21 protein-coding genes are annotated in these 23,106 nt (G+C 71.8%); 11 read left to right on the top strand and 10 right to left on the bottom strand.

Annotated elements, in window-relative coordinates:
• The first annotated feature begins 36 nt into the window (after positions 1–36).
• The gene (locus tag ACZ562_RS18815) at positions 37–1,413 is read left to right on the top strand and encodes an aminotransferase class V-fold PLP-dependent enzyme (RefSeq protein WP_471180057.1); all 1,377 of its coding nucleotides are present in this window, start codon (positions 37–39) and stop codon (positions 1,411–1,413) included.
• A gap of 186 nt (positions 1,414–1,599) precedes the next feature.
• Here ACZ562_RS18815 and ACZ562_RS18820 read toward each other — a convergent pair whose 3' ends face one another.
• Positions 1,600–2,574 carry a carbohydrate kinase family protein gene (locus ACZ562_RS18820; protein ID WP_471180060.1) on the bottom strand — a complete coding sequence of 325 codons (975 nt, stop codon included), beginning with the start codon at positions 2,572–2,574 and terminating at the stop codon, positions 1,600–1,602.
• A gap of 138 nt (positions 2,575–2,712) precedes the next feature.
• Between ACZ562_RS18820 and ACZ562_RS18825 the strand changes: the two genes are divergently transcribed.
• Together ACZ562_RS18825 and ACZ562_RS18830 are read left to right on the top strand one after the other, a co-directional pair.
• Positions 2,713–2,922 carry a hypothetical protein gene (locus ACZ562_RS18825; RefSeq protein WP_471180063.1) on the top strand — a complete coding sequence of 70 codons (210 nt, stop codon included), beginning with the start codon at positions 2,713–2,715 and terminating at the stop codon, positions 2,920–2,922.
• Between the two features lie 168 nt (positions 2,923–3,090).
• Positions 3,091–4,866: a hypothetical protein gene (locus tag ACZ562_RS18830; RefSeq protein ID WP_471180065.1), complete on the top strand. Its 1,776-nt coding sequence runs from the start codon at positions 3,091–3,093 to the stop codon at positions 4,864–4,866.
• Between the two features lie 85 nt (positions 4,867–4,951).
• On the opposite strand, the gene ACZ562_RS18835 is transcribed toward ACZ562_RS18830, so the two are convergent.
• A complete protein-coding gene (locus ACZ562_RS18835; protein ID WP_030794551.1) occupies positions 4,952–5,308 on the bottom strand; it encodes a HesB/IscA family protein in 357 nt (118 codons plus the stop codon).
• A gap of 266 nt (positions 5,309–5,574) precedes the next feature.
• On the opposite strand from ACZ562_RS18835, the gene nadA reads away from it, so the two are divergent.
• A complete protein-coding gene (nadA, locus tag ACZ562_RS18840; RefSeq protein WP_471180068.1) occupies positions 5,575–6,771 on the top strand; it encodes a quinolinate synthase NadA in 1,197 nt (398 codons plus the stop codon).
• Positions 6,772–6,958: 187 nt separating this feature from the next.
• On the opposite strand, the gene ACZ562_RS18845 is transcribed toward nadA, so the two are convergent.
• The 5 genes from ACZ562_RS18845 to ACZ562_RS18865 form a co-directional block, all read right to left on the bottom strand.
• Entirely contained in the window at positions 6,959–10,090 is a 3,132-nt protein-coding gene (locus ACZ562_RS18845; protein ID WP_471180069.1) for an efflux RND transporter permease subunit, read from the bottom strand.
• A gap of 135 nt (positions 10,091–10,225) precedes the next feature.
• Positions 10,226–10,903 (bottom strand): response regulator, encoded by a 678-nt coding sequence (locus ACZ562_RS18850; protein WP_471180071.1) that lies wholly within the window; start codon positions 10,901–10,903, stop codon positions 10,226–10,228.
• Complete coding sequence (locus ACZ562_RS18855; protein ID WP_471180073.1) at positions 10,900–12,126, bottom strand: sensor histidine kinase; 1,227 nt, start codon at positions 12,124–12,126, stop codon at positions 10,900–10,902. The genes ACZ562_RS18850 and ACZ562_RS18855 overlap by 4 nt, the downstream gene beginning before the upstream one ends.
• 112 nt (positions 12,127–12,238) lie before the next feature.
• Positions 12,239–12,517 carry a PspA-associated protein PspAA gene (gene pspAA / locus ACZ562_RS18860; RefSeq protein WP_471180075.1) on the bottom strand — a complete coding sequence of 93 codons (279 nt, stop codon included), beginning with the start codon at positions 12,515–12,517 and terminating at the stop codon, positions 12,239–12,241.
• 21 nt (positions 12,518–12,538) lie between these two features.
• Positions 12,539–13,339: a PspA/IM30 family protein gene (locus ACZ562_RS18865; protein WP_471180327.1), complete on the bottom strand. Its 801-nt coding sequence runs from the start codon at positions 13,337–13,339 to the stop codon at positions 12,539–12,541.
• A gap of 231 nt (positions 13,340–13,570) precedes the next feature.
• Between ACZ562_RS18865 and ACZ562_RS18870 the strand changes: the two genes are divergently transcribed.
• Both ACZ562_RS18870 and ACZ562_RS18875 read left to right on the top strand, forming a co-directional pair.
• The gene (locus tag ACZ562_RS18870; protein ID WP_471180078.1) at positions 13,571–14,242 is read left to right on the top strand and encodes a DUF3043 domain-containing protein; all 672 of its coding nucleotides are present in this window, start codon (positions 13,571–13,573) and stop codon (positions 14,240–14,242) included.
• Between the two features lie 83 nt (positions 14,243–14,325).
• Positions 14,326–15,063, top strand: coding sequence for a class I SAM-dependent methyltransferase (locus tag ACZ562_RS18875; RefSeq protein WP_471180080.1), 738 nt, complete (start codon positions 14,326–14,328; stop codon positions 15,061–15,063).
• 91 nt (positions 15,064–15,154) lie between these two features.
• Here ACZ562_RS18875 and ACZ562_RS18880 read toward each other — a convergent pair whose 3' ends face one another.
• The gene (locus tag ACZ562_RS18880; RefSeq protein WP_471180082.1) at positions 15,155–15,370 is read right to left on the bottom strand and encodes a hypothetical protein; all 216 of its coding nucleotides are present in this window, start codon (positions 15,368–15,370) and stop codon (positions 15,155–15,157) included.
• Positions 15,371–15,552: 182 nt separating this feature from the next.
• Between ACZ562_RS18880 and ACZ562_RS18885 the strand changes: the two genes are divergently transcribed.
• Positions 15,553–16,755, top strand: coding sequence for a bifunctional adenosylcobinamide kinase/adenosylcobinamide-phosphate guanylyltransferase (locus ACZ562_RS18885; protein ID WP_471180085.1), 1,203 nt, complete (start codon positions 15,553–15,555; stop codon positions 16,753–16,755).
• Here ACZ562_RS18885 and ACZ562_RS18890 read toward each other — a convergent pair.
• Positions 16,744–17,559: a class I SAM-dependent methyltransferase gene (locus ACZ562_RS18890; RefSeq protein ID WP_471180087.1), complete on the bottom strand. Its 816-nt coding sequence runs from the start codon at positions 17,557–17,559 to the stop codon at positions 16,744–16,746. The genes ACZ562_RS18885 and ACZ562_RS18890 overlap by 12 nt on opposite strands.
• A 158-nt stretch (positions 17,560–17,717) precedes the next feature.
• Here ACZ562_RS18890 and cobT point away from each other — a divergent pair, with 158 nt between their 5' ends.
• The 3 genes from cobT (at position 17,718) to ACZ562_RS18905 (ending at position 21,350) form a co-directional block, all read left to right on the top strand.
• Positions 17,718–18,809: a nicotinate-nucleotide--dimethylbenzimidazole phosphoribosyltransferase gene (cobT, locus tag ACZ562_RS18895; protein ID WP_471180089.1), complete on the top strand. Its 1,092-nt coding sequence runs from the start codon at positions 17,718–17,720 to the stop codon at positions 18,807–18,809.
• A 103-nt stretch (positions 18,810–18,912) separates the two neighbouring features.
• Positions 18,913–20,661 carry a phosphatidylglycerol lysyltransferase domain-containing protein gene (locus ACZ562_RS18900; protein ID WP_471180091.1) on the top strand — a complete coding sequence of 583 codons (1,749 nt, stop codon included), beginning with the start codon at positions 18,913–18,915 and terminating at the stop codon, positions 20,659–20,661.
• Positions 20,658–21,350 (top strand): hypothetical protein, encoded by a 693-nt coding sequence (locus ACZ562_RS18905; RefSeq protein WP_471180094.1) that lies wholly within the window; start codon positions 20,658–20,660, stop codon positions 21,348–21,350. The genes ACZ562_RS18900 and ACZ562_RS18905 overlap by 4 nt, the downstream gene beginning before the upstream one ends.
• Positions 21,351–21,475: 125 nt before the next feature.
• Here ACZ562_RS18905 and ACZ562_RS18910 read toward each other — a convergent pair whose 3' ends face one another.
• The gene (locus ACZ562_RS18910) at positions 21,476–22,237 is read right to left on the bottom strand and encodes a hypothetical protein (protein ID WP_471180096.1); all 762 of its coding nucleotides are present in this window, start codon (positions 22,235–22,237) and stop codon (positions 21,476–21,478) included.
• A gap of 82 nt (positions 22,238–22,319) precedes the next feature.
• On the opposite strand from ACZ562_RS18910, the gene ACZ562_RS18915 reads away from it, so the two are divergent.
• Positions 22,320–23,105, top strand: coding sequence for an adenosylcobinamide-GDP ribazoletransferase (locus ACZ562_RS18915; RefSeq protein WP_471180098.1), 786 nt, complete (start codon positions 22,320–22,322; stop codon positions 23,103–23,105).
• Position 23,106: the final 1 nt, after the last annotated feature.

Raw genomic sequence — 23,106 nt, forward strand, 5'->3', positions numbered from 1 at the left:
CCCCTGTGGAGCCACCGGAAGTTCTAACGTTGCCCTGTGTCCTACTTCGATGCCGCCTCCTCCGCTCCCCTCCATCCCGTTGCCCGTCAGGCCCTGCAGGCGTCCCTCGACGAGGGGTGGGCCGATCCCGCACGTCTTTACAGAGAAGGCCGCCGGGCACGGCTGTTGCTGGACGCGGCTCGGGAGTCGGCCGCCGAGGCGGTGGGGTGCCGGCCGGACGAGCTGGTGTTCACGTCCTCCGGGACGCGGGCGGTGCACTCCGGGATCGCGGGGGCACTGGCGGGGCGGCGCCGGGTCGGACGCCACCTGATCGTGTCAGCGGTCGAACACTCCTCGGTCCTCCATTCGGCCGAGGTGTTCGAGGCGGACGGCGGGACGGTCACCCAGGTCGCCGTGGACCGTGCGGGCGCGGTGACCGCGGAGTCGTACGGGGATGCCCTGCGCCCAGACACCGCCCTGGCCTGTCTCCAGTCGGCCAACCACGAGGTGGGCACGGAGCAGCCGGTGGCGGCCGTGGCGGAGGTGTGCCGGGCGGCCGGCGTGCCCCTGCTGGTGGACGCGGCGCAGTCGCTGGGCTGGGGGCGGGCCGAGGACGGCTGGTCACTGCTGACGGCGAGTGCGCACAAATGGGGCGGGCCGTCGGGTGTCGGGCTGCTCGTGGTGCGCAAAGGGGTGCGGTTCGCGGCTCAAGGGCCGGTGGACGAGCGGGAGTCGGGGCGGGCGGCCGGGTTCGAGAACATTCCGGCCGTCGTGGCCGCGGCGGCCTCCCTGCGCGCGGTGCGGGCGGAGGCGGCCCGGGAGGCGGTGCGGCTGCGGGAGCTGACGGAGCGGATCCGGGCGCGGGTGCCGCTGCTCGTGCCGGACGTGGAGGTGGTCGGCGATCCGGAGCGCAGGCTGCCGGGGATCGTCACGTTCTCCTGTCTTTATGTCGACGGAGAGACCCTGCTGCACGAGCTGGACCGCGCCGGTTTCTCCGTCTCGTCCGGATCGTCCTGCACGAGCAGCACGCTGACGCCCAGCCATGTACTGAGGGCGATGGGGGTGCTGAGCGAGGGGAACGTACGGGTGTCCCTGCCGCCCGGGACGCCGGAGGAAGAGGTCGAACGGTTCCTGGGCGTGCTGCCGGGGGCGGTCGCGGCGGTGCGCGAGAAGCTGGGGGCGCCGGCTCCCGAGACGGTCGTGCGGGACGACGCCCTCGTCGTCGACGCCCTCGGCAAGCGCTGCCCGATCCCCGTGATCGAGCTGGCGAAGGTCATCGGCGACGTGCCGGTAGGCGGCACGGTCCGCGTCCTGTCGGACGACGAGGCGGCGCGGCTGGACATTCCCGCATGGTGTGACATGCGGGACCAGGAGTACGTGGGCGAGGAGCCGGCGGGCCAGGGCTCGGCCTATGTGGTCCGCCGGCTCTCCTAGTGCCGCGTCAGCCAGGGTTTGCCCGTCAAGGAGCGGCGTCTGGTGCGTGCTCTCGGCGTGCCGGCCGGAAGTCCTCGTACTGGACGTACGTGGGCTTTCGGCCGGTGCGGCGAGAGGGCGTGCCGGGCGTCGCGACGGGGCGAACCTTGGCTGACGCGGCACTAGGCCCTGCCGGAAGGACGCCGGTCAGGCGAGGTGGGCCCGGACCTCGTCGGCGGCGTCATGGCCGTACGCCTTGGTGAAGCGGTCCATGAAGTGGGCGCGGCGCAGCTGGTACTCCTGGGTGCCGACCGTCTCGATGACCAGCGTGGCGAGCATGCAGCCGACCTGGGCGGCGCGCTCCGGCGAGATGCCCCAGGCGAGACCGGAGAGGAAGCCGGCGCGGAAGGCGTCGCCGACGCCGGTGGGGTCGGCCTTGCGCTCCTCCTCGGGGCAGCCGACCTCGATCGGGTCCTCGCCGAGGCACTCGATGCGCACGCCGCGGGAGCCGAGGGTGGTAACCCGCCGGCCGACCTTGGCGAGGATCTCCTCGTCCGTCCAGCCGGTCTTCGACTCGATGAGGCCCTTCTCGTACTCGTTGGAGAAGAGGTACGTCGCGCCCTCCAGCAGTATCCGGATCTCGTCGCCGTTCATCCGGGCGATCTGCTGGGAGAAGTCGGCGGCGAACGGGATGGACCGGATGCGGCACTCCTCGGTGTGCCGGAGCATCGCCTCCGGGTCGTCGGCGCCGATCAGCACCAGGTCGAGGCCGTCGACGCGGTCGGCGACGGTCTTCAGCTCGATCTGGCGGGCCTCGCTCATGGCACCGGTGTAGAAGGAGCCGATCTGGTTGTGGTCGGCGTCGGTGGTGCAGACGAAGCGGGCGGTGTGCAGCGTCTCCGAGATGCGGACGGACTCGGTGTCGACGCCGTGCCGGTCCAGCCAGGCGCGGTACTCGTCGAAGTCGAAGCCCGCGGCTCCGACGAGGATCGGCTTCGTGCCGAGCTGACCCATGCCGAAGGCGATGTTCGCGCCGACGCCTCCGCGGCGTACGTCGAGGTTGTCGACCAGGAAGGAGAGCGAGACCGTGTGCAGTTGGTCCGCGACCAGCTGGTCGGCGAAACGGCCGGGGAACGTCATGAGATGGTCGGTGGCGATGGAGCCGGTGACTGCGATGCGCACGCGTGGACTCTCCTGTGGGGAGACGGGTTGACAGTTCACGCTACCGGGTCGGAGTGGGGTCTGCGAGGAGCGGATACTGCCAAAACTACCCGATAGTAGTTCTGTATCAGCGGGCTTCGGCGTGCATACGGTTCCGGTATGACGAACCTCAAGGTCCATGCCCCCGCCCAGGCCGACCTGGAAGACGACCTGGCGTCGCTGCGCGGCGACTGCGCCCGGATGGTCCCGCACTGGGCGGTTCCCGACCGGATCGCCGCCCTTCCGGTCTCCCCGTCACTCATCCACGGCGTGACCGTGCCGCCGAAGTCGGCCCGGCTTCTCGACGCGATGTCGGACTACGGCGACTGAGGCAGCGCACTTTCAGGGAAAGGCGCTCTTCAGGGAACCGTGCGCTCCCCCGCTGCGTCCCATCGCTGTCCCCCGTAAAGGGGATGCGGGATACGACCCGCCAGCAGGCCGTTCTGGCAGGGCCGGGTCAGAATCACCGGGACAGTGCGCAGCCGAAGGAGCGATGCGGTGAATACCGAGCGACCCGACAACGACGACGCGGCCGAGGCCGGCGCCGCCGAAACCGCCGGTAACGCGCGGAACACCGAGAAGACCGGCGGTACGGCCCAGGAGGGCGCCGAGGACCGGAGCACCCCGGCACCGGCCCCGGAGAGCTCCGCGGAGGCCGCCGCGCCGGCCGAGGGCGCCGAGGAGGAGGCCCCGGAGCCGGAGGCTGCTCCGGAGCCGGAGGCCGAGGGCGCCGGCGAAGAGCCTCGGGAGCCGGAGGTTGCTGCCGAGGCGAACGCCGCCTCGCGGGAGCGGGACTCGCGGGACAAGGGTGGCCGCCGCTCTCCCCTCGTCGTCGCCTCCGTCGCGGCCGCGGTGCTTCTCGTCGGGGGCGGTGGGGCGTACTTCGCCACGCAGGCCACAGGCGGCTCCGGCGTCTCGGACGGCCGTACGGACTCCGCCGCCCCGGGCGGCGACGGCACACCGCCGACACTCGCCCTCGACGGCTCCGCCGAGGGCGGCGACGGCATCGCCCCCGGCGAGCCCGACCCGTACGGCGTCACGTACCGCTCCGACGGCACCCTCCCGGACGGCCCCGACTCGGCGCCCGTGTACCGGTCGAAGGGCGAGGTCACCAAGGACGAGGTGGCGCGCCTGGCGAAGGCCCTCGGCATCGACGGAACTCCGGTCGTCCGCGGGCAGGCCTGGCAGGCCGGGCCGGCGAAGGACGGTTCGGGCCCGAGCCTGCGGGTGAACAAGCAGGCGCCCGGGGCCTGGACCTTCCACCGCTTTGTGCCGGGCACCGACGACTGCAAGAGCACCATCGTGTGTGCGAACGACCCCGCGAACCCGGCCGACGACACGGTGAGCGAGGAGGCCGCGAAGAAGGCGGCCGTGCCGGTCCTGAAGGCGGTGGGCCAGGACGACGCGAAGGTGGACGCGAGCCAGATCATGGGCGCCCAGCGGGTGGTGAACGCCGACCCCGTGATCGGCGGACTGCCCACGTACGGCTGGACGACCGGGCTGACCATCGGCGCCAAGGGCGAAGTGGTCGGCGGCAGCGGCCAGTTGAAGGCACCGGTGAAGGGCGACACATATCCGGTGGTGAGCGCGCAGAAGACGCTGGACCTGATGAACGCGGCGCCGGGGACCGACCACCGCGTGGGCATCGGCGGCTGTGCCAGCCCCGTACCGCTGAAGGACGGGCTGGAGGCGCCCTGCGGGGAATCGACGTCGTCACCCACGCCGGCGAAGGAGACGATCACGGTCGACGACGCGGTGTTCGGGCTGGCGATGCATGTCGTGGACGGTCGTCCGGCGCTGGTGCCGTCCTGGCTGTTCGAGGTGCGGGCCTCGGGCGCGCAGGACGGCTTCACGGTGACGCATCCGGCGGTCGACCCGAAGTACGTGACCGCGACGGCGCCTGCCGGGGAGCCGACCGAGGCACCCAGCCCGCGGCCGACCGGGCCGGGCGACGAGCCGACCTCGGCGGCGACCACGCGTGATGTGCACGTGGACGGCTACACGGCCGAGGGCAGGGAGCTGACCGTGGCCTTCACGGGCGGGGTGTGCTCCGACTACAAGGCGTCGGCGAGCGAGAGCGCGGACGAGGTGAGGGTCACGGTGACCGAGACGCCCCATCCGGAGAAGATCTGCATCATGATCGCCAAGGTGTACCACCGGACCGTGCCGCTGGACGAGCCGCTCGGTGACCGGAAGGTCGTGGGTTCGGACGGCAGGGAGATCCCGCTGGAGAAGGCGGGTGCGCGGCTGCCTCAGACGTCCGGGGCCCGGTGAGACGAGGATCCTGAGACGCGCGAAGGCGGCGGCCCGGTCGGAGGGGGCCGCCGCCTTCGCGGTGTTCGAGCTGTGGCTGAAAGCTTCAGCTGAAGGAGTCGCCGCAGGCGCAGGAGCCGGTCGCGTTCGGGTTGTCGATCGTGAAGCCCTGCTTCTCGATCGTGTCCACGAAGTCGATCGACGCGCCGCCCAGGTACGGGGCGCTCATACGGTCGGTGACGACCTTGACGCCGTCGAAGTCCTTGACCACGTCGCCGTCGAGGGAACGCTCGTCGAAGAAGAGCTGGTAGCGCAGGCCGGAGCAGCCGCCGGGCTGAACGGCGACGCGCAGGGCCAGGTCGTCACGGCCTTCCTGGTCGAGCAGGGCCTTGACCTTCGCCGCGGCGGCGTCGGACAGGATGATGCCGTCGGTGACGGTGCTGGTCTCGTCCGATACGGACATCTACATCTCTCCCGGGTTGTACGGAGACTGCTTGCCGACGGTTGCAACCGGCGGGACCGCGGATTCATTCCGGGCCGGGCACTTCTGTTTTCGCCTCTGCCTTCATGCTCGCACACGCCCGGCGAAGCCAACAGCAGCCCGCTACGGCACCCGGCCGTACGGCATGGGGATTCATGTCACATCGACGCTATGGCCATCGTCAAACTGACGTGAAGCAGTTATGATAGATAGCGTCAGTTCGACGAAAAGTAGAAAGGGTGCGTGTCGTGACCACCGCCCAGACCCAGGAGCTCGACGTACAGCCGACGCCCCTCGCCCTGCTGCTCCTCGGCCGTGAGGCCGACCCGAAGAGCGAGCGGGGCGTGGAATGTCCCGGTGATCTGCCCTCGCCGTCCGACCCGGACCTGGTCGAGCGCGCCCGTGCGGCCAAGGAGAAGCTCGGCAGCAAGGTGTTCGTGCTCGGCCACCACTACCAGCGCGACGAGGTCATCCAGTTCGCCGACGTCACGGGGGACTCCTTCAAGCTGGCCCGGGACGCGGCGGCGCGGCCGGAAGCCGAGTACATCGTGTTCTGCGGTGTCCACTTCATGGCGGAGTCCGCGGACATCCTGACCTCCGACGACCAGAAGGTGGTCCTGCCCGACCTCGCCGCCGGGTGCTCCATGGCCGACATGGCCACCGCCGAGCAGGTCGCCGAGTGCTGGGACGTGCTGACCGAGGCCGGCATAGCCGAGCAGGTCGTGCCCGTCTCGTACATGAACTCGTCCGCGGACATCAAGGCGTTCACGGGCAAGCACGGCGGCACCATCTGCACCTCGTCGAACGCCAAGCGGGCCCTTGAGTGGGCCTTCGGGCAGGGGGAGCCCTCGACGACGAAGGTCCTGTTCCTCCCGGACCAGCACCTGGGCCGCAACACCGCGGTGCGGGACATGGGGATGTCGCTGGAGGACTGCGTCGTCTACAACCCGCACAAGCCGAACGGCGGACTGACCGCGGATCAGCTGCGCGCCGCGAAGATGATCCTGTGGCGGGGCCACTGCTCGGTGCACGGCCGCTTCAACCTCGACTCGGTCAACGACGTGCGCGAGCGGATCCCGGGCGTGAACGTCCTCGTCCACCCCGAGTGCAGGCACGAGGTCGTGGCGGCGGCCGACTACGTCGGTTCGACCGAGTACATCATCAAGGCCCTGGAGGCCGCTCCCGCCGGCTCCAAGTGGGCCATCGGCACGGAGCTGAACCTCGTGCGCCGGCTGGCCGACCGTTTCGCACCCGAGGGCAAGGAGATCGTGTTCCTCGACCGCACGGTGTGCTTCTGCTCCACGATGAACCGCATCGACCTCCCCCACCTGGTGTGGACGCTGGAGTCCCTGGCCGAGGGGAACCTGGTCAACCGCATCGAGGTCGACAGGGAGACGGAGGCGTTCGCGAAGCTGGCGCTGGAGCGGATGCTGGCGCTGCCGTAACCCGGTTCCGACCGCCATCACCCCGAGGCGGGTTTCCGCTCGGGGTGGGCGGGGTCGAGGCTGAAGAGCGTGCCGGCCTTTCCCCCGCAAGCCGTTCGAGGCCACAGGATACGTAGCGGCGACACGGCGGCGGCCGGGTCCCGGACCGTCGTGGTCCGCAACCCGGCCGCCTGGATCCCGCGGGCCGTCAGACGGCCGCGGGCTCCGGCTCGTCCGCGGCGGACGCCGGCCCGGTCGGGGCCCGGTTCTTCTTCGCCCGCTTCGCCGCCCGCTTCTTCGCCCGGCGCTCCTTGCGGAGCTCCAGCATCGCGTAGAGCGTCGGAACCAGGAGCAGGGTCAGCAGGGTCGACGTGATCAGGCCGCCGATCACCACCACGGCCAGCGGCTGGGCGATGAAACCGCCCTCGCCGGTGACGCCCAGCGCCATCGGCAGAAGCGCGAAGATCGTCGCCAGCGCCGTCATCAGAATCGGGCGGAGCCGGTGCCGGCCGCCCTCCACCACGGCCTCGACGACGCCGTAGCCCTGCTTGCGGTACTGGTTGATCAGGTCGATCAGCACGATCGCGTTCGTCACCACGATGCCGATCAGCATCAGCATGCCGATCATCGCGGGGACGCCCATCGGCGTGCCCGTCGCCACGAGCAGGCCGATCGCGCCCGTCGCGGCGAACGGGATCGACACCAGCAGGATCAGCGGCTGGGCCAGCGACCGGAAGGCCGCCACCAGCAGCATGAAGACGATCGCGATCGCCGCCAGCATCGCCAGGCCCAGGTTCTTGAACGCGTCGTCCTGGTCCTGGGAGACCCCGCCGATCTCGGCCGTGGCGCCCGCCGGAAGCTTCAGGGAGCCCAGCTTCGAGGTCAGGTCCGCGCTGACCGCGCCGGTGTTGTCGCCGGTCGGCTTGGCGGTGATGGTGGCTGCGCGCTGACCGTCGATACGGGTCATCGACACAGGGCCGTCCACCAGCTTGACCGTGGCGATGTCGCCCAGCTTCACCGCGCCCAGCCGCAGTTGCTTCAGCTGCGCCAGTGTCGCCGCCGGCTGCGCCGACCTGATGACGACGTCCCGCTCGCTGTCGTCCAGGATCGCCTTGGCGGCCGTGGTGCCCCGTACCGCCTGGGTGACGGCCGCGCCGAGCGTCTGGTCGTCGAAACCGGCCGCGGCGGCCCGGGAGTTGGCCCTGACCGAGATGCGGGGCACACTCTGCGACAGGTCGCTGGTCACGTCCGTGACGTGGTCGAGGCCGGCCACCGCGGCGCGCACCTGCTCCGACGCCGTGCGCAGGACGTCCCCGTCGGCCGCCTTCACGACCACGCTGAGGTCCTGGTTGCCGAAGCCGTCACCGGCGGCGACGGTGGTCGTCCCGATGCCCTTGAGCTTCGCCAGGCCCTCCTCGACGCGGTCCTGGACGTCCGCGGACGACGCGGCGTCGTCCAGCATCACCTGGTACGACGCCTGGTTGGTGTCGGTACCGCCGCCGAACGCGGCCATGAAGCCGGACGAGCCGACCGTGACCTGGTAGTCCTTGACGCCCTGCACTCCGGAGAGCAGCCGCTCGACCTTCCGGGCCTGCACGTCGGTCGCCGCCAGACTGGTGCCGGGCTTCAACTCCTGATTGACGGTGAGGACTTCCTGCTCGCCCGGGTCGAAGAAGTTCGTCTTCAGCAGCGGCGCCATGCCGAACGTGCCGACGAGAATCACGATCGCGAGCAGCACACTGGTGAGACGGCGGCGGGTCGCGAAGCGCAGGACGGGGACGTAGACGCGCTGGAGCCTGCTCCTCGCCTCCTTCTCCTCCGCGAGCCGGCGGGCCTCCTCCGCGTCGTCCGGGGTGCCCTTCGGGGCGCGCAGGAACCAGTACGACAGGACCGGTACGACCGTCAGCGAGACCAGGAGGGACGCCAGCAGGGCGGCCGTGACGGTCAGGCTGAACGAGCCGAACAGGGCGCCGACCATGCCGCCGACCAGGCCGATCGGCAGAAAGACGGCGACCGTGGTGAGCGTCGAGGACGTCACCGCGCCGGCCACTTCGCGGACCGCGTTGAGGATGGCCTCCCGGCGCTCCTCGCCGTAGCCGAGGTGGCGCTTGATGTTCTCCAGGACCACGATCGAGTCGTCGACGACCCGGCCGATGGCGATGGTCAGGGCGCCCAGCGTCAGCATGTTCAGCGACAGGTCCCGCGTCCACAGGACGATCAGGGCCAGGACGACGGAGAGCGGGATGCTCACCGCCGTGACGAGGGTCGAGCGGACCGACGCCAGGAAGACGAGGATGACGAGGACCGCGAAGAGCAGGCCCAGCGCGCCCTCGGTGGTCAGGCCGTCGATGGCCTTCGCCACCGCCGGCCCCTGGTCGCTGACGACTGTGACGTTCGCGCCGGAACCGAGGTCCGCCCGCATGCCGGGGAGCTTGTCCTCGACCGCGTCGGAGATGGCGACGGCACTGCCGTCGTGGTCCATGGTGACCATGACGGCGAGGCTCGGTTTGCCGTCGGTGCGCGTGATGGAGTCGGCCGTGGCCTGCTGCTCCTCGACCTCGGCCACGTCAGCGAGGCGCACCGGCTTCCCCTTGCCGGTCTGCCCCGTGACCATCAGGTCCTTGATCTGCCCGAGCGAGGTGAAGCCGCCGCCGACCTGGACGGTGCGGTTGCCGCCGCCCTCGTCGAAGGAGCCGGCCGCGACGGTCGCGCCGCCCGCCTGGAGGGCCTGGGCGAGGGACTGGGTGGTCAGGCCCGCCGCCGCCAGCTTCCTGTCGTCGGGCGTGACGGCGACCTGCAGGTCACGTACGCCGTCGACGGTGACCTGGCCGACGCCGTCGATCTCCTTCAGATCCGGTACGACGGTCCGGTCGAGCCGGTCGGCCAGGGCCTGCTGGTCCTGGCCTGAGGTGACGGCGAGGACGACGGTCGGCATGTCGTCCGTCGAACCGGCGACGACCTGCGGGTCCACGTCGTCCGGGAGCCGGACACGGGCCCGGTTGACGGCCTGCTGGACATCGGAGACGAGTTGCTTGGTGTCGTTGCCGTAGTCGAAGGACGCCATGATCACGGCGTTGCCCTCGCTCGCCGTTGAGGTGACACCCGAGATGCCGTCGACCGCTTCGAGGCTGTCCTCGATGGGCTCGACGACCTGCTTCTCGACGACGTCAGGGGATGCGCCCTGGTAGGGCGCCAGCACCGACACCATCGGCAGTTCTATGGTGGGCAGGAGTTGCTGTTTCAGCTGCGGGATCGCGATCGCGCCGAAGGCGATCGCGATGATGGACATGAGGCCGATGAGGGCCCGTTGAGCGAGGCTGAATCGGGACAGCCAGGACATGGGTCAGGGTTCTCTCTTCTGTGAGCGGCAGAAGTGGCCCCTACACCCTGTGCCATCCGTCGGGGCTGATCCGTAGGCCCCAGGTCCCGTTCCTTATACGGCGCGTACTCCGGGCGCAGTAGGGCCGGACCCGGGTCACTCCACCCTTGGACGTACGAGCCCCGACTCGTACGCGATCACCACGAGCTGGGCCCGGTCCCGGGCGCCCAGTTTGGCCATGGCCCGGTTGACGTGCGTCTTCACCGTGAGCGGGCTGACCTCCAGGCGTTCGGCGATCTCGTCGTTGGAGTGGCCGCCGGCGACCTGGACCAGCACCTCGCGTTCCCGCACGGTGAGCGCGGCGAGCCGTTCGGCGGCGTCGTGGTCGTCGTCCGCGGCGTCGCCCTGGGCGAGGAAACGGGCGATCAGACCCTTGGTGGCCGCGGGGGACAGCAGGGCCTCTCCGCCGGCCGCGAGGCGGATCGCGTTGAGCAGCTCCTCGGGTTCGCTGCCCTTGCCGAGGAATCCGGAGGCGCCCGCGCGCAGCGACTGCACCACGTAGTCGTCGACCTCGAAGGTCGTCAGGATGACCACGCGGACGTGGGCGAGCGCGGGGTCGGCGCTGATCATGCGGGTGGCGGCCAGGCCGTCCGTGCCCGGCATCCGGATGTCCATGAGGACGACGTCGGCCCGCTGCTCCTTGGCCAGCCGGACCGCCTCCGTCCCGTCGGACGCCTCGCCCACGACCTCCATGTCGGACTCGGAGTCGACGAGCACACGAAAGGCGCTGCGGAGCAGCGCCTGGTCGTCGGCGAGCAGGACACGGATCGTCATACGGGCTCCCCCGGCTTTCCCGTGGCGGCTGTGCGGGTCTTGACGGGCAGGATCGCATGGACGCGGAAACCGCCTCCGTACCGGGGACCGGTGGTGAGCGTGCCGCGCAGGGCGGTCACGCGCTCCCGCATGCCGAGCAGTCCGTGCCCGCCGCCGCCGGCCGGGTCGTCCTCGCCCGAACCGTTGTCGAGGACCGTGATCTCGATGTTCGGTCCCACGCGGACCACGCTGACCTCCGCCTTCGCCTCGCACCCGGCGTGCTTCTGGACATTGGTGAGGGCCTCCTGGATGACGCGGTACGCGGCCAGGCCGACGGCGGCGGGCAGGCCGGCGCCCTGGTCGGCGCAGGCGACCTCGACCCGCAGACCGGCGCTGCGGAAGGTGCCGACGAGTTCGTCGAGGCGGTCGAGGCCGGGGGCGGGTTCGGTCGGCGCCTCGGGATCGCCGGACTGGCGGAGCAGGCCGACGGTGGCGCGCAGCTCGTTGAGCGCGGAGCGGCTGGCCTCCCGTACGTGGGCGAGGGCCTCCTTGGCCTGGTCGGGCCGCTTGTCCATCACATGGGCGGCCACTCCGGCCTGGACGTTGACCAGGGCGATGTGGTGGGCGACCACGTCGTGCAGGTCGCGGGCGATCCGCAGGCGTTCCTCGGCGACCCGGCGGCGGGCCTCCTCCTCGCGGGTGCGTTCGGCGCGCTCCGCGCGTTCCCGGATGGCGTGGACGAATTCGCGGCGGCTGCGGACCGCGTCTCCGGCGGCGGCCGCCATGCCGGTCCAGGCGAAGATGCCGAGGTTCTCCTGGGCGTACCACGGGAGGGGGCCGGCGAGCATCGCGGCGCCGGTCAGGACCGTCATGGTGAGCATGGCGACGCGCCAGGTGGTGGGGCGGTCGGTGGAGGCGGCGACGGTGTAGAGGGCGACGACCGCGGACATGGCGACGGGTGCGCGCGGGTCGCCGGTGACGCACTCCACGAGGGAGACCGTGCCGGTGAGGGCGAGGACCGTCATCGGGGCGCGGCGGCGGAAGACGAGGGCCACGGAGCCGAGGGTGATGAGCAGGAGGCTGAGGGGGTCGGGGGTGCGGGCGCCCCAGGTGACGCCGTTCTCTCCGTGCGGGTCCACGAACGAGCCGGCCACCATGGCCGCGAGGACGCCGGCCGCGAGGAGGGCGTCCAGGGCGAGGGGGTGCGCTTTCAGCCGGCGGCGTGCGCGGTCGAGGGGTGTCACGTCCAGTAAAGGTACGGAAGCCCTTGGCGGGGGCGGAACGGGGGCCGGCTGTCGGGCCTGTCCCTGTCGACCGGCCGACGCCGGTGTGGCGTCGCCGGGGGCGCCCTGGAGCTCAGCCCGGGATCAGCCCGTCGTCGCTGAGCAGTTCCCGGACCTCCTCCAGGGTCGCGTCCGGGGACGGCAGGATCAGGTCCGATGGTTCCAGGGAGTCGTCAGGCAGGGGCTCGCCCAGGTCGCGGACCTTGGTGAGGAGGGCTTGGAGGGTGCGGCGGAAGCCGGGCCCGTCGCCGTTCTCCATTTCTGCCAGGAGCTCGTCGTCCAGCTTGTTCAGCTCGGTGAGGTGGCCGTCGGCCAGCCTCACCTGCCCCTCCCCCATGATCCGTACGATCATGTCGCCCTCCTAGGCGTGGGCCTACTGCTTGTCGAAGCGCGGAGTGTCCTGCGGCTGCTGCTGGGACTGCGGCTGGCCCGAGCCACCCTCGATGGCCTGCTGCCCACCGGTGGAGCCTCCCCCAGTGCCAATAGCCTGGGAGCTGCCCCCAGCCAGCTCGGCCTTCATGCGCTGCAGTTCCAGCTCTACATCCGTACCACCGGAGAGCCGGTCCAGCTCGGCCTGGATGTCGTCCTTGTGCATGCCGGACTGGTCGTCCAGGGCACCTGAGGCGAGCAGTTCGTCGATCGCGCCGGCGCGGGCCTGGAGCTGGGCGGTCTTGTCCTCGGCGCGCTGGATGGCCAGGCCGACGTCGCCCATCTCCTCCGAGATGCCGGAGAACGCCTCGCCGATCCGGGTCTGCGCCTGGGCCGCGGTGTAGGTGGCCTTGATCGTCTCCTTCTTGGTGCGGAAGGCGTCGACCTTGGCCTGGAGCCGCTGGGCCGCCAGGGTGAGCTTCTCCTCCTCGCCCTGGAGCGTCGCGTGCTGCGTCTCGAGGTCCGTCACCTGCTGCTGGAGGGCGGCGCGGCGGGAGAGTGCCTCGCGGGCCAGGTCCTCGCGGCCGAGCGCGAGCGCCTTGCGGCCCTGGTCCTCCAGCTTGGACGACTGCGACTGCAGCTGGTTGAGCTGGAGTTCCAGGCGCTTGCGCGAGGTCGCCACGTCGGCGACGCCGCGGCGCACCTTCTGAAGGAGCTCCAGCTGCTTCTGGTACGAGTAATCGAGGGTCTCGCGCGGGTCCTCGGCCCGGTCAAGGGCCTTGTTCGCCTTCGCGCGGAAGATCATCCCCATACGCTTCATGACACCGCTCATGGGCTTCGCGCGCCCCCTTCTGACGGACTCCAGCTCCAGCTCTGCGACAGAACCCACAGTACGGGCCCTGCATCCATTGACGCACTGTTCGGGGACGGATGGCTCATCCCCGAGGACGACTGGACAAGAACCTTGCTCCAGCGTGAGGAGTAGGTGACCTTCAGGGTGAGCAGTAGGTCACCGGACGCCCCCTCTGTCCCCTACATGACGACTGGTGTTGCCGGATCGTTCCCCACGGGGCTGGGGTCCATGCCCCCGCACCCCGTACCCTTGGGTTTTGTGTTCCGTAGCCGTGCCAAGGAAGAGAAGGCCCCCGCCGACAAGGCGCCGGTGACCGACTCCACTCAGCCCCGTCACCCGCAGGCCCCGAAGGGCCGCCCCACGCCCAAGCGCAGTGAGGCCCAGTCCCAGCGTCGCAGCGTCGCCAGCACGCCGACGACGCGCAAGGACGCCGCCAAGCGCCAGCGCGACGAGCGTCGCGCGCAGCTGGAGAAGCAGCGCCAGGCGCTGGCCGGCGGCGACGAGCGTTATCTGCCCGCTCGCGACAAGGGCCCGGTCCGCAAGTTCGCGCGCGACTTCATCGACTCTCGCTTCAACATCGCGGAGTTCTTCCTGCCGATGGCCGTTGTCATCCTCGTGCTGAGCATGATGCGGGTGGCCTCGCTGCAGAACATCGCGCTGCTGCTGTGGCTGGTCGTGATCGTGCTGATCGTGCTCGACTCGATCAGCACGGGCTTCCGGGTGAGGAAGCGGCTCGCCGAGCGCTTCCCGGACCAGAACAGGAAGGGCGCCGTCGCCTACGCCCTGATGCGCTCCCTCCAGATGCGTCGCCTGCGGCTGCCGAAGCCGCAGGTCAAGCGCGGAGAGCGGCCCTGAGCGCGACATCTTTCTCCGGGGGCGCGGCGAAAGCCTGGCTGACCGAGCTCGGCGGACTGCGTGATGTCGTACGACAGGAGCTGGTGGCCCGGCAGCTCGACGAGCAGATAGCCGCGCGGTTCGCGGTCGGGCAGCGGCTGCGGGTGCTCGACGTGGGGATGGGCCAGGGCACGCAGGCGCTGCGCCTGGCCCGGATCGGGCATCAGGTGACCGGGCTCGAGCAGGACGCCACGCTGGTCGCCGTGGCCCGCGAGGCGCTGCGCACGGAGCCCGAGGGCATCCGGAAGCGGGTGCGGATCATCGAGGGCGACGGCCGGGACACCGGCGTGCACTTCCTGCCGGGCAGCTTCGACGTGGTGCTGTGCCACGGCGTGCTCATGTACGTGGAGGAGCCCGACCCGCTGCTGGCGGGGCTGGCGCGGATGCTCGCCCCGGGAGGCCTGCTCTCGCTGCTCGTGCGCAACGGGGACGCGCTGGCGATGCGGCCGGGCCTGTCCGGGGACTGGGCCGGGGCGCTGAGCGCCTTCGACACGACCGCGTACCTCCCCCATTCTCGAACCGACTCGGACGGGGGGACCCCCGTCCGGCTGGGGCTCGATGTGCGGGCGGACCGCCTGGAGGCAGTGACGGGGACGCTCGCGGGGATCGGGGCGCCGTTGCAGGTGTGGTACGGGGTGCGGGTGTTCACCGACACGGCGGCCGACGGGGCGGAGGCTCCGGCCGGCATGGAGGCGTTGCTGGCGGTCGAGGAACGCGCCGGGCGGACGGATCCGTATCGCGGGGTGGCGGCGTTGCTGCATCTGTGCGGAGTGCGTGGCTGAGCCCGTTCGGGCGCACTCCGCGAGCTCGGCCGTTCACCCCAAAGAGACACTCGTGGAGCCGGGCGAGGGCCACAGCCCTCGCCCGTACGTCCTATGCCTCCTCGGCCGCGCGCAGGCTCATCGGCCCGTAGATCTGCGTCGAGTCCTCGAACAGCCGCACCTGGTCCGCGCCGCCTTCGAGCAGGGCCTTCCAGTGCTCCCCGATCCAGGACTCGGCGTCCCCCTGCGTGGTGAACTCGTCGGGCTCCACCGCGGGCTGGACCTCCGCCCCGTCGGCCTTCTCGAATCGCCACGTCCATGCCGCCATGTACGCCTCCAAGGTCTGAGCACCGCTCCGCTGGGTGCGCCGTGGAAGATCAAGGTAGTCGGTTATCCGCGGAGCGTCTTGGGCCCGTCGCGGCCGCGCGGCGGAGCCGCGTGTGGGCACGGTCCCGCGCTCCTTCGGGGCGCTTTCGCGCAAGACGCGTGGCGACCGGCGAAAATCATCCCGTGGAAATGACTCTGCTCGGCACCGGTGCCCCCGCGGGACTCCCCCGCCCCGACTGTCCCTGCGCGGTCTGTGCTGCCGCGCTCGGGGCGGATGCGCGGGCGGCCACCGCGCTGCTCGTGGACGGGGCTCTGCTGCTCGACCTGACGCCCGGTGCGGCGTTCGCGGCCGCGCGGGCCGGGCATACGCTCGGCGGCGTACGGCAGGTGCTGCTGTCGCACCCCCACGACGGGCCGGCGGTCGAGGTGCCGGCGGGGCTGCCGCAGCCCGGGCGGGTGCCGGACGGGCGGGAGTTGGCGCTGCTGACGGGTCACCGGGTGCGCGCGGTGGCGCTGGACGCGCCGGGCACCGGGTACGCGGTGACCGGTCCCGACGGGCAGCGGCTGCTGTACCTGCCGCCGGGAGGTTCGCCGGCCGGGCTGGGGGAGGGGTCCGCCGAGGCGTACGACATGGTCGTCGCGGATGTCGTCGGGCGGCCGGACGCGCTGGCGAGGCTGCGGGCGGCGGGAGCGGTGGGGCCGACGTCGGACGTCATCGCCGTACACCTCGATCACGACGTGCCGGCGGGGGCCGAGTTGCGGCGGCGGCTGGCCGCGGCGGGTGCGCGGGCCGTGCCGGACGGGACGACGCTGGCGGTCGGCGCGTACGAGGACGTACCGGATCTGCCGCGGCGGACGCTGGTGCTCGGCGGGGCACGGTCGGGCAAGTCGGTGGAGGCCGAGCGGCGGCTGGAGGCCTTCCCGGACGTGCTGTACGTCGCGACCGGCGGCTCCCGCCGCGGAGACACCGAGTGGGCGGCGCGGGTCGCCGCGCACAAGGAGCGGCGGCCGGGGTCGTGGCGGACCGCCGAGACCTGCGATCTGGTGCCGCTGCTGGCCGAAGAGGGGCCGCCGTTGCTCATCGACTGTCTGTCGCTGTGGCTCACGGACGCGATGGACTCGGTGGGGGCGTGGGACGACGCGGAGTGGGCGGGTGGCGGGGAGCGTGCCCTGCGCGAGCGGGTGCGGGAGCTGACCGGGGCGGTGCGGGCGACACGGCGGACCGTCGTGGCCGTGTCCAACGAGGTGGGGTCGGGGATCGTGCCGGCCACGGCGTCCGGCCGGCGGTACCGGGACGAGCTGGGGCGGCTGAACGCCGCGTTCGCGGACGAGTGCGAGCACGTGCTGCTGGTGGTGGCGGGGCAGGCTGTGGTCCTACGCGGCTGACGTGCGCGTCCCCTTGCGGGCGATGATCCGGTAGGTGTTCGAGAGGCGGGCGCGGCGGAGCAGCGGGGCCAGGAGGTGGTCCGTCGTCCGTGCCGTGATGATCGTGCAGCCCTGGGACTCCAGCTCGGCGCGGAGGTTGTCCGGCGGCATCAGGTGCAGGTGGCGGGGCTGGGTGCGCGAGAGCCACCATGCGCCGGGCAGGGTGGCGAACGCGCAGCGCGGATCGAGGAGTTCGAGCAGGAGGTGGCCGCCGGGGCGGAGGGCGACGAGGGCGGCGCGGAGCTCCTCGCGCGGGTCGGGGGCGCGTTGCAGGTGGTGGAAGATGCTGACCACGTCGTAGCGGGCGCTCAGGTGCGCCGTGAGGTGCGGGTTCGTCAGGCTGCCCACGTACGCCCGCTCGACGCGGCCGGCCGCGCGTGCCCGTTCGACGCGGGAGGTGGGGTCGAGGCCGTCGAAGGACGTGTACGGGAAGAACTCCCTCGCCGTCTCCGGGAAGTGGGCGTCGCCCGTGCCCACGTCCAGCCAGCTCTCCGGCTCGGGGAAGGGCAGCATCGCGCGGGCGGCACGTCGGTGGCGGCGGGAGGGGCCCCGCCGTTCGCCTGGGTCCAGGAGGCGGAAGGCCGGGCTTTCCGCAGTGAGCCGGGGGTTCTGGAACAGGTGGGCGCAGTCCCGGCACTCGTCGACGACGCAGGGGCCCGCCTTGTGCGGGCGCAGGTGCCGGGAGCCGCACCAGGGGCAGTCGTCGCGGCGCGGCTCGTGAACGGGGGGCGCGGAGGGGGCGGTTGGTTCGGGGGGTGCGGACATGAGCGGCTCCCGGACGCGTGGGGCGCACGAAGGGGTCGTACGACAATCAAGTACAAAAGGGAACGTATGGGATCGCGATCTTGGGCGCAACGACGTGGCGGAGACGGGGTGACCCTGTGGCGGCTTCCTGTTCGACCGGGGCCGGTACTGTTCGGCGAATGAGCTCGCTTAATCTCGACGACTTCACCGATCTGATCGAGCGCCCCGACGGCGGGGTCCGCCGCGACGCCGAGGCGCGCCGGGAGCGTCAGGTCGTGCCGCCCGGGGCGCTGGGCCGCCTCGACGACCTGGGCGAGTGGCTGGCCGCGGCGCAGTCGGCCGTGCCGGTGCGGCCGATCGAACGGCCGCGGGTGGTGCTGTTCGCCGGTGACCACGGGATCGCCGAACTGGGCGTCTCGGCGCGGCCCGCGGGCAGTGCCGCCCAGTTGGTGCGCCAGGTGCTGGAGGGCGGCCGTCCCGTGTCGGTGCTCGCCCGGCGCCTCGGCGTTCCGGTGCGGGTCGTCGACATGGCGCTGGACTGCGACCCGCAGACGGTGCCCGCGGAGGTCGTACGGCACCGGGTGCGTCGCGGCAGCGGGCGGATCGACCTCGAGGACGCCCTGACGGCCGAGGAGGCGGAGGCCGCCTTCCGGGCCGGGGTCGCGGTGGCCGACGAGGAGGCCGACTCCGGTACGGATCTGGTGGTGGTCGGCGATGTGAGCGTGGGCGGGACCACCGCGGCGGGCGTGCTGATCGCCGCGCTGTGCGGGACCGACGCGTCCGTCGTGACCGGCCGGGGCGGGCTCGCCATCGACGACCTGGCGTGGATGCGCAAGTGCGCGGCGATCCGGGACTCGCTGCGCCGGGCCCGGCCCGTGCTCGGGGACCAGCTCCGGTTGCTGGCGGCGGTGGGCGGAGCCGACCTCACCGCCATCACGGGCTTCCTGCTGCAGAGCGCCGTACGCAAGCTGCCGGTGATCCTGGACGGGGTCGTGGTGGCCGCGTGCGCGCTGGTGGCGCAGCGGGTCGCCTTCCGGGCGCCGGACTGGTGGCTCGCCGGCCAGAACAGCGGGGAGCCGGGGCAGGCGAAGGCGCTGGACCGGATGGCGCTGGAGCCGCTGCTCGACCAAGGGGTGACCGTCGGGGAGGGCGCGGGGGCCCTGCTGGCGCTGCCGCTGGTGCAGGCCGCTGCCGCGCTGGCGGCCGAGCTGCCCGAGAAGCCGGAACACTCCGGGGAACCGGAGATCGCGGAGAAGCCGGACGAGGAGTAGTCGTCCGGTACGGCCGGTCCGGCACCTCCCGACTACGCCGTCGGGGCTGAGCGCCGTTGCGGCGGAAAGAGATCACGCAAAGGCGCCCATATGATCCCGACTCATGGGATATGCCCGCATTGCCGAGGAACGGGTTCACACCTCGCGGCGGGCCGCCGCCTTCGCCGTCTGGTACGTCCGGGCCGTCGCGTTCGTCAACTTCCTCAGTGCGGTGTGGGTCTCCCTGGGGCAGGACGTGCGCCGGCACAACCAGGAGAACCTCTTCACGCCGTACCTGCTGACCGCCGGCTTCGCCTCCGGTGTGTTCGCGGCGTTCCTGGCCGTCACCCTGCGGCGGCGCAAGCGCGCCGCGTGGATCCTCAACCTCGTGCTCGCCGGGCCGTTCCTCGCCCTGTTCGCCTTCGCCATGGTCTTCCCGGAGATCCGGCGGTACGCGCAGAACTGGGTCTCACTCCTGCTGACCGCCGTCTTCGTAGCCGCCCTCCTGCTCGGGCGGCGTGAGTTCTACGCCAAGGGCGACCGGTCCAACCCGAGGCTCGCCGCCGTCGTCGCGGTGGCGGGACTGCTGGTGTCCTCGCTGCTCGCCGCGCTGCTGGTGACGGTCACCAACCGGGCGCCCGGCCGATCGGCCTTCACGGAACGCTGGTGGTACGGCACCCTGCGACTCGTCTCCGTCGCCGCCGACGACTCCGGCACACCCGGCATCAGCACGCCGCACTGGGTCGGCGTCGCCGTCAACGTCCTCAGCACGGCCCTCGTCCTCGCGGTCTGCTACGCCGCCTTCCGCTCCCGGCGCGCCGTCGACCCGCTCACCGAGGACGACGAGAAGCGGCTGCGGAGCCTGCTGGAGCGGAACGGCGACCGGGACTCGCTCGGGTACTTCGCGCTGCGGCGGGAGAAGAGCGTCATCTGGTCGCCGACCGGCAAGGCGGCCGTCGCGTACCGGGTCGTGGGCGGCGTCTCGCTGGCATCCGGGGATCCGATCGGCGATCCGGAGGCGTGGCCCGGCGCCATCGGACCCTGGCTCGCCGAGGCGCGGGCTCACGGGTGGATCCCGGCCGTGATGGGGGCGAGCGAGGAGGCGGGGACGGTGTACACCCGGCACGGCCTCGACGCACTCGAACTCGGGGACGAGGCCCTCGTCGAGGTGGCCGAGTTCACGCTGGAGGGGCGCGCGATGCGGACCGTGCGGCAGGCCTGCAACCGGGTGAAGCGGGCCGGCTACTCCGTCCGCGTCCGGCGGCACGAGGACATCCCGGCCGACGAGATGGCGAATCTGCTGCGGCACGCGGACGACTGGCGCGACGGAGCCACCGAGCGCGGGTTCAGCATGGCGCTGGGGCGGCTCGGGGACCCGGCGGACGGGCGCTGCGTGATGCTCGAATGCACGGACGCGCAGGGCGAGTTGAGGGCGCTGCTCTCGTTCGTGCCCTGGGGGCGGCACGGGCTCTCCCTCGACCTCATGCGGCGCGACCGGGCCTGTGACAACGGGCTGGTGGAGTTCATGGTCATCGAACTCCTGCGCCGCGCCCGGGAGATCCAGATCACCCAGGTTTCACTCAACTTCGCCGTGTTCCGGTCGGTCTTCGAACGTGGCGCGCGTCTCGGCGCGGGACCGGTGCTGAGGCTGTGGCGGTCACTGCTCGGCTTCTTCTCCCGCTGGTGGCAGATCGAGTCGCTGTACCGCGCCAACGCGAAGTACCGGCCCATCTGGGAGCCGCGGTTCCTGCTCTTCGAGAAGAGCGCGGACCTGCCGCGCATCGCCATCGCCTCCGCGCGCGCGGAAGGGTTCCTCGAGGCCCCGGGACTGCCGAAGTGGCTGCACCGCAAGCACTTGGAGACCCGCAGATGAACGCCCTCGTCCGCTGGGCCCGCGCCGAATGGGGGCTGCTGTACGCCACGGTGCGCGAGCCGCTGCTGAAGCGGAGGTGGCGGGCGATCCCGATGACCGTCGGGGCGGTGTGCCTGACGGCGGTCGTCCAGGTGGTGCAGAACCAGTCGTGGGGATACCAATTCGTGCAGAACATCGGGGCCGTACGGGCCGGGGACCCGCTGTGGCCGGCCCTGCTGCGCACCCCCCTGTCGCTGTTCGTGCCCGCCCTGGACCTGCCGGTGTGGGGTGCGCTCGCGCAGATCCTGCTCGTGTTCGGGATCGCGGAGATCTGCCTCGGCCGGTGGCGGACGCTCGCCGTCGCGTACGCCGCGACACTCGCCGGAACGCTGTACGCGCGCGTGGGCATCTGGCTTGGCCCCGACAGCCCGCTGGGGCTGCCCGTCGCGGACGCACGGGTCGTGGACACCGGCCCGTCGGCCGCCGTGGTGGGCCTCGCGGTGTTCCTCGGCTGGCGCTACGGGGCGTATGTCACAGCGGGTGCGGTGTTCGCGGCGATGGTGGCCGAGGTGCTCCTGAAGGAGAACCTGGCCGGCAAGGAGCACCTGGCGGCGATCGCGGCGGCGGCGCTGCTGTGCGCGGTCTCGGCGCTGCGTCACCGGCGGACGCCGGGGTCCACGGGGTCGGGTTTGCCGCCGGTCGGGTCCTGAAGCACGGGGCCGAGCCGCACCGGCCGCGATCGCGATGCCCATCAAGACCCGAAGCACACCGCCCGGGACGCACCCGGCGGCCGTCCCTACGGCGAGGGCGCCGTACGCCGCTCCGGCGGCCCGCCTCAACGGCGGACGGCGGGGACCACCGGCTCGTCGGGTTTGCCGCCGATCAGGTCCTGAAGTTTGCGGCTGGGGCCGGCCCAGCGACGATCGTGATGGTAGGTGCGCAGAGTCGATCTGGCGCGGGCGCGCGGACGGCGGCGGTAGAAGCGCCTGGCCCAGGGGGAGCCGGGGCGGGCCAGGCGGATCGCGCCGACCAGAGCGATGACGGGGATGATCGCGCCGAAGATCGCGGTGCGGGCCTTGCCCTTGCTCAGGGCGAGGAGGGAGAAGAGGAAGTTCACCCCGATGCTGGAGATGACGGTGCCCCGGTCCTGCAGCTCGTCCTGGGAGAGGTCGTTGACGCCGAAGGGCGAGAAGCCCGCGAGGAGCAGGCCGACCAGGGCGGCGGTGACCACCACGACCTCGACGCTCTGGCGGCCGGCCTCCGTCCAGTAGACGTCGTCGAGGTGGAGGATCAGCGCGAACTCGTCCAGGACGAGACCCGCGCCGATGCCGAAGACGACCGCCGAGAAGGCCGAGCCGAAGCCGTGCCGGCCGCTGCCGACCGCGCCGAATCCGCCGACGACGACGAGGATGACGCCGGGGACCACGTGATGGATGTGCAGTCCGCCGGCGCTGACGTTGCCGAAGGGGCCCTTGCCCGCCCGGATGAGGCGGGTGATGACCCGGGTGATCACGAAGGTCAGGACGAAGGCGGTGAGCGCGAGCAGCAGGGGCAGCTTGCCCGGCTCGATGATGTTCCGCTGCAACCAATGTCCCATATGGATCACTTTATCCACGCACCTCGCGGGCGCATCCACAGTCGCCCCGGACCCCCTTCCGACCGCCGGGTAATCTGCGCCGGTGTCCAAGACCCCCTCCTGGCCGGACGGCCTCCGCTTCGCCTTCGGCACTCTCACCGTGCTCCCCGTGCGGGTGACCCGCTGGGACCGGGAGGCTGCCCGCGGGGGAATGCTGTGCGCCCCGCTGCCCGGGCTGGTGGTCGGCGGGTGTGCCGCGACGCTCGGAGTGCTGCTGCTCTTCCTGGGCGCGGGCCCGCTGCTCGCCGCCGTCGCCACGGCCGCCGTACCGGCCGTCCTCACGCGCGGCCTCCACCTCGACGGTCTCGCGGACACCGCGGACGGGCTCGGCAGCGGAAAGCCCGCGGAGGACGCGCTGCGGATCATGAAGCAGTCGGACATCGGGCCGTTCGGGGTGATCACCCTTGTCTTCGTGCTGTTCGCCCAAGTGGCCGCGCTGACACAGGCGTACGGCGACTCGTGGGCCCGCGGTGCCCTCGCCGCGGTCGTCTCGGCGACGGCCGCCCGGCTCGCCCTCACGCTGGCCGCCCGCACCGGGGTGCCGGCCGCCCGGCCCGAGGGGCTGGGGGCGGCCGTGGCGGGCGTGGTGCCGGTGGGCGGTGCGGTGACCGTGGGCGTCGCCGTCACGGCTGCCGCGGCAGCTGCGGGTGCCTTGTTCGGGGCGCACGACATCGTGCGCACCGCGCTCTCGGTCGTCACGGCCGCCGCCGCCGCCGAACTCCTCCTGCGGCACTGCACACGGCGGTTCGGCGGGGTGACCGGGGACGTCTTCGGCGGGCTCGCGGAGACGGCGGCGACCACGGCGCTGGCCGTTCTTTCACTGGGGTGAG

It is taken from the genome of Streptomyces sp. NPDC040410 (assembly GCF_055595715.1).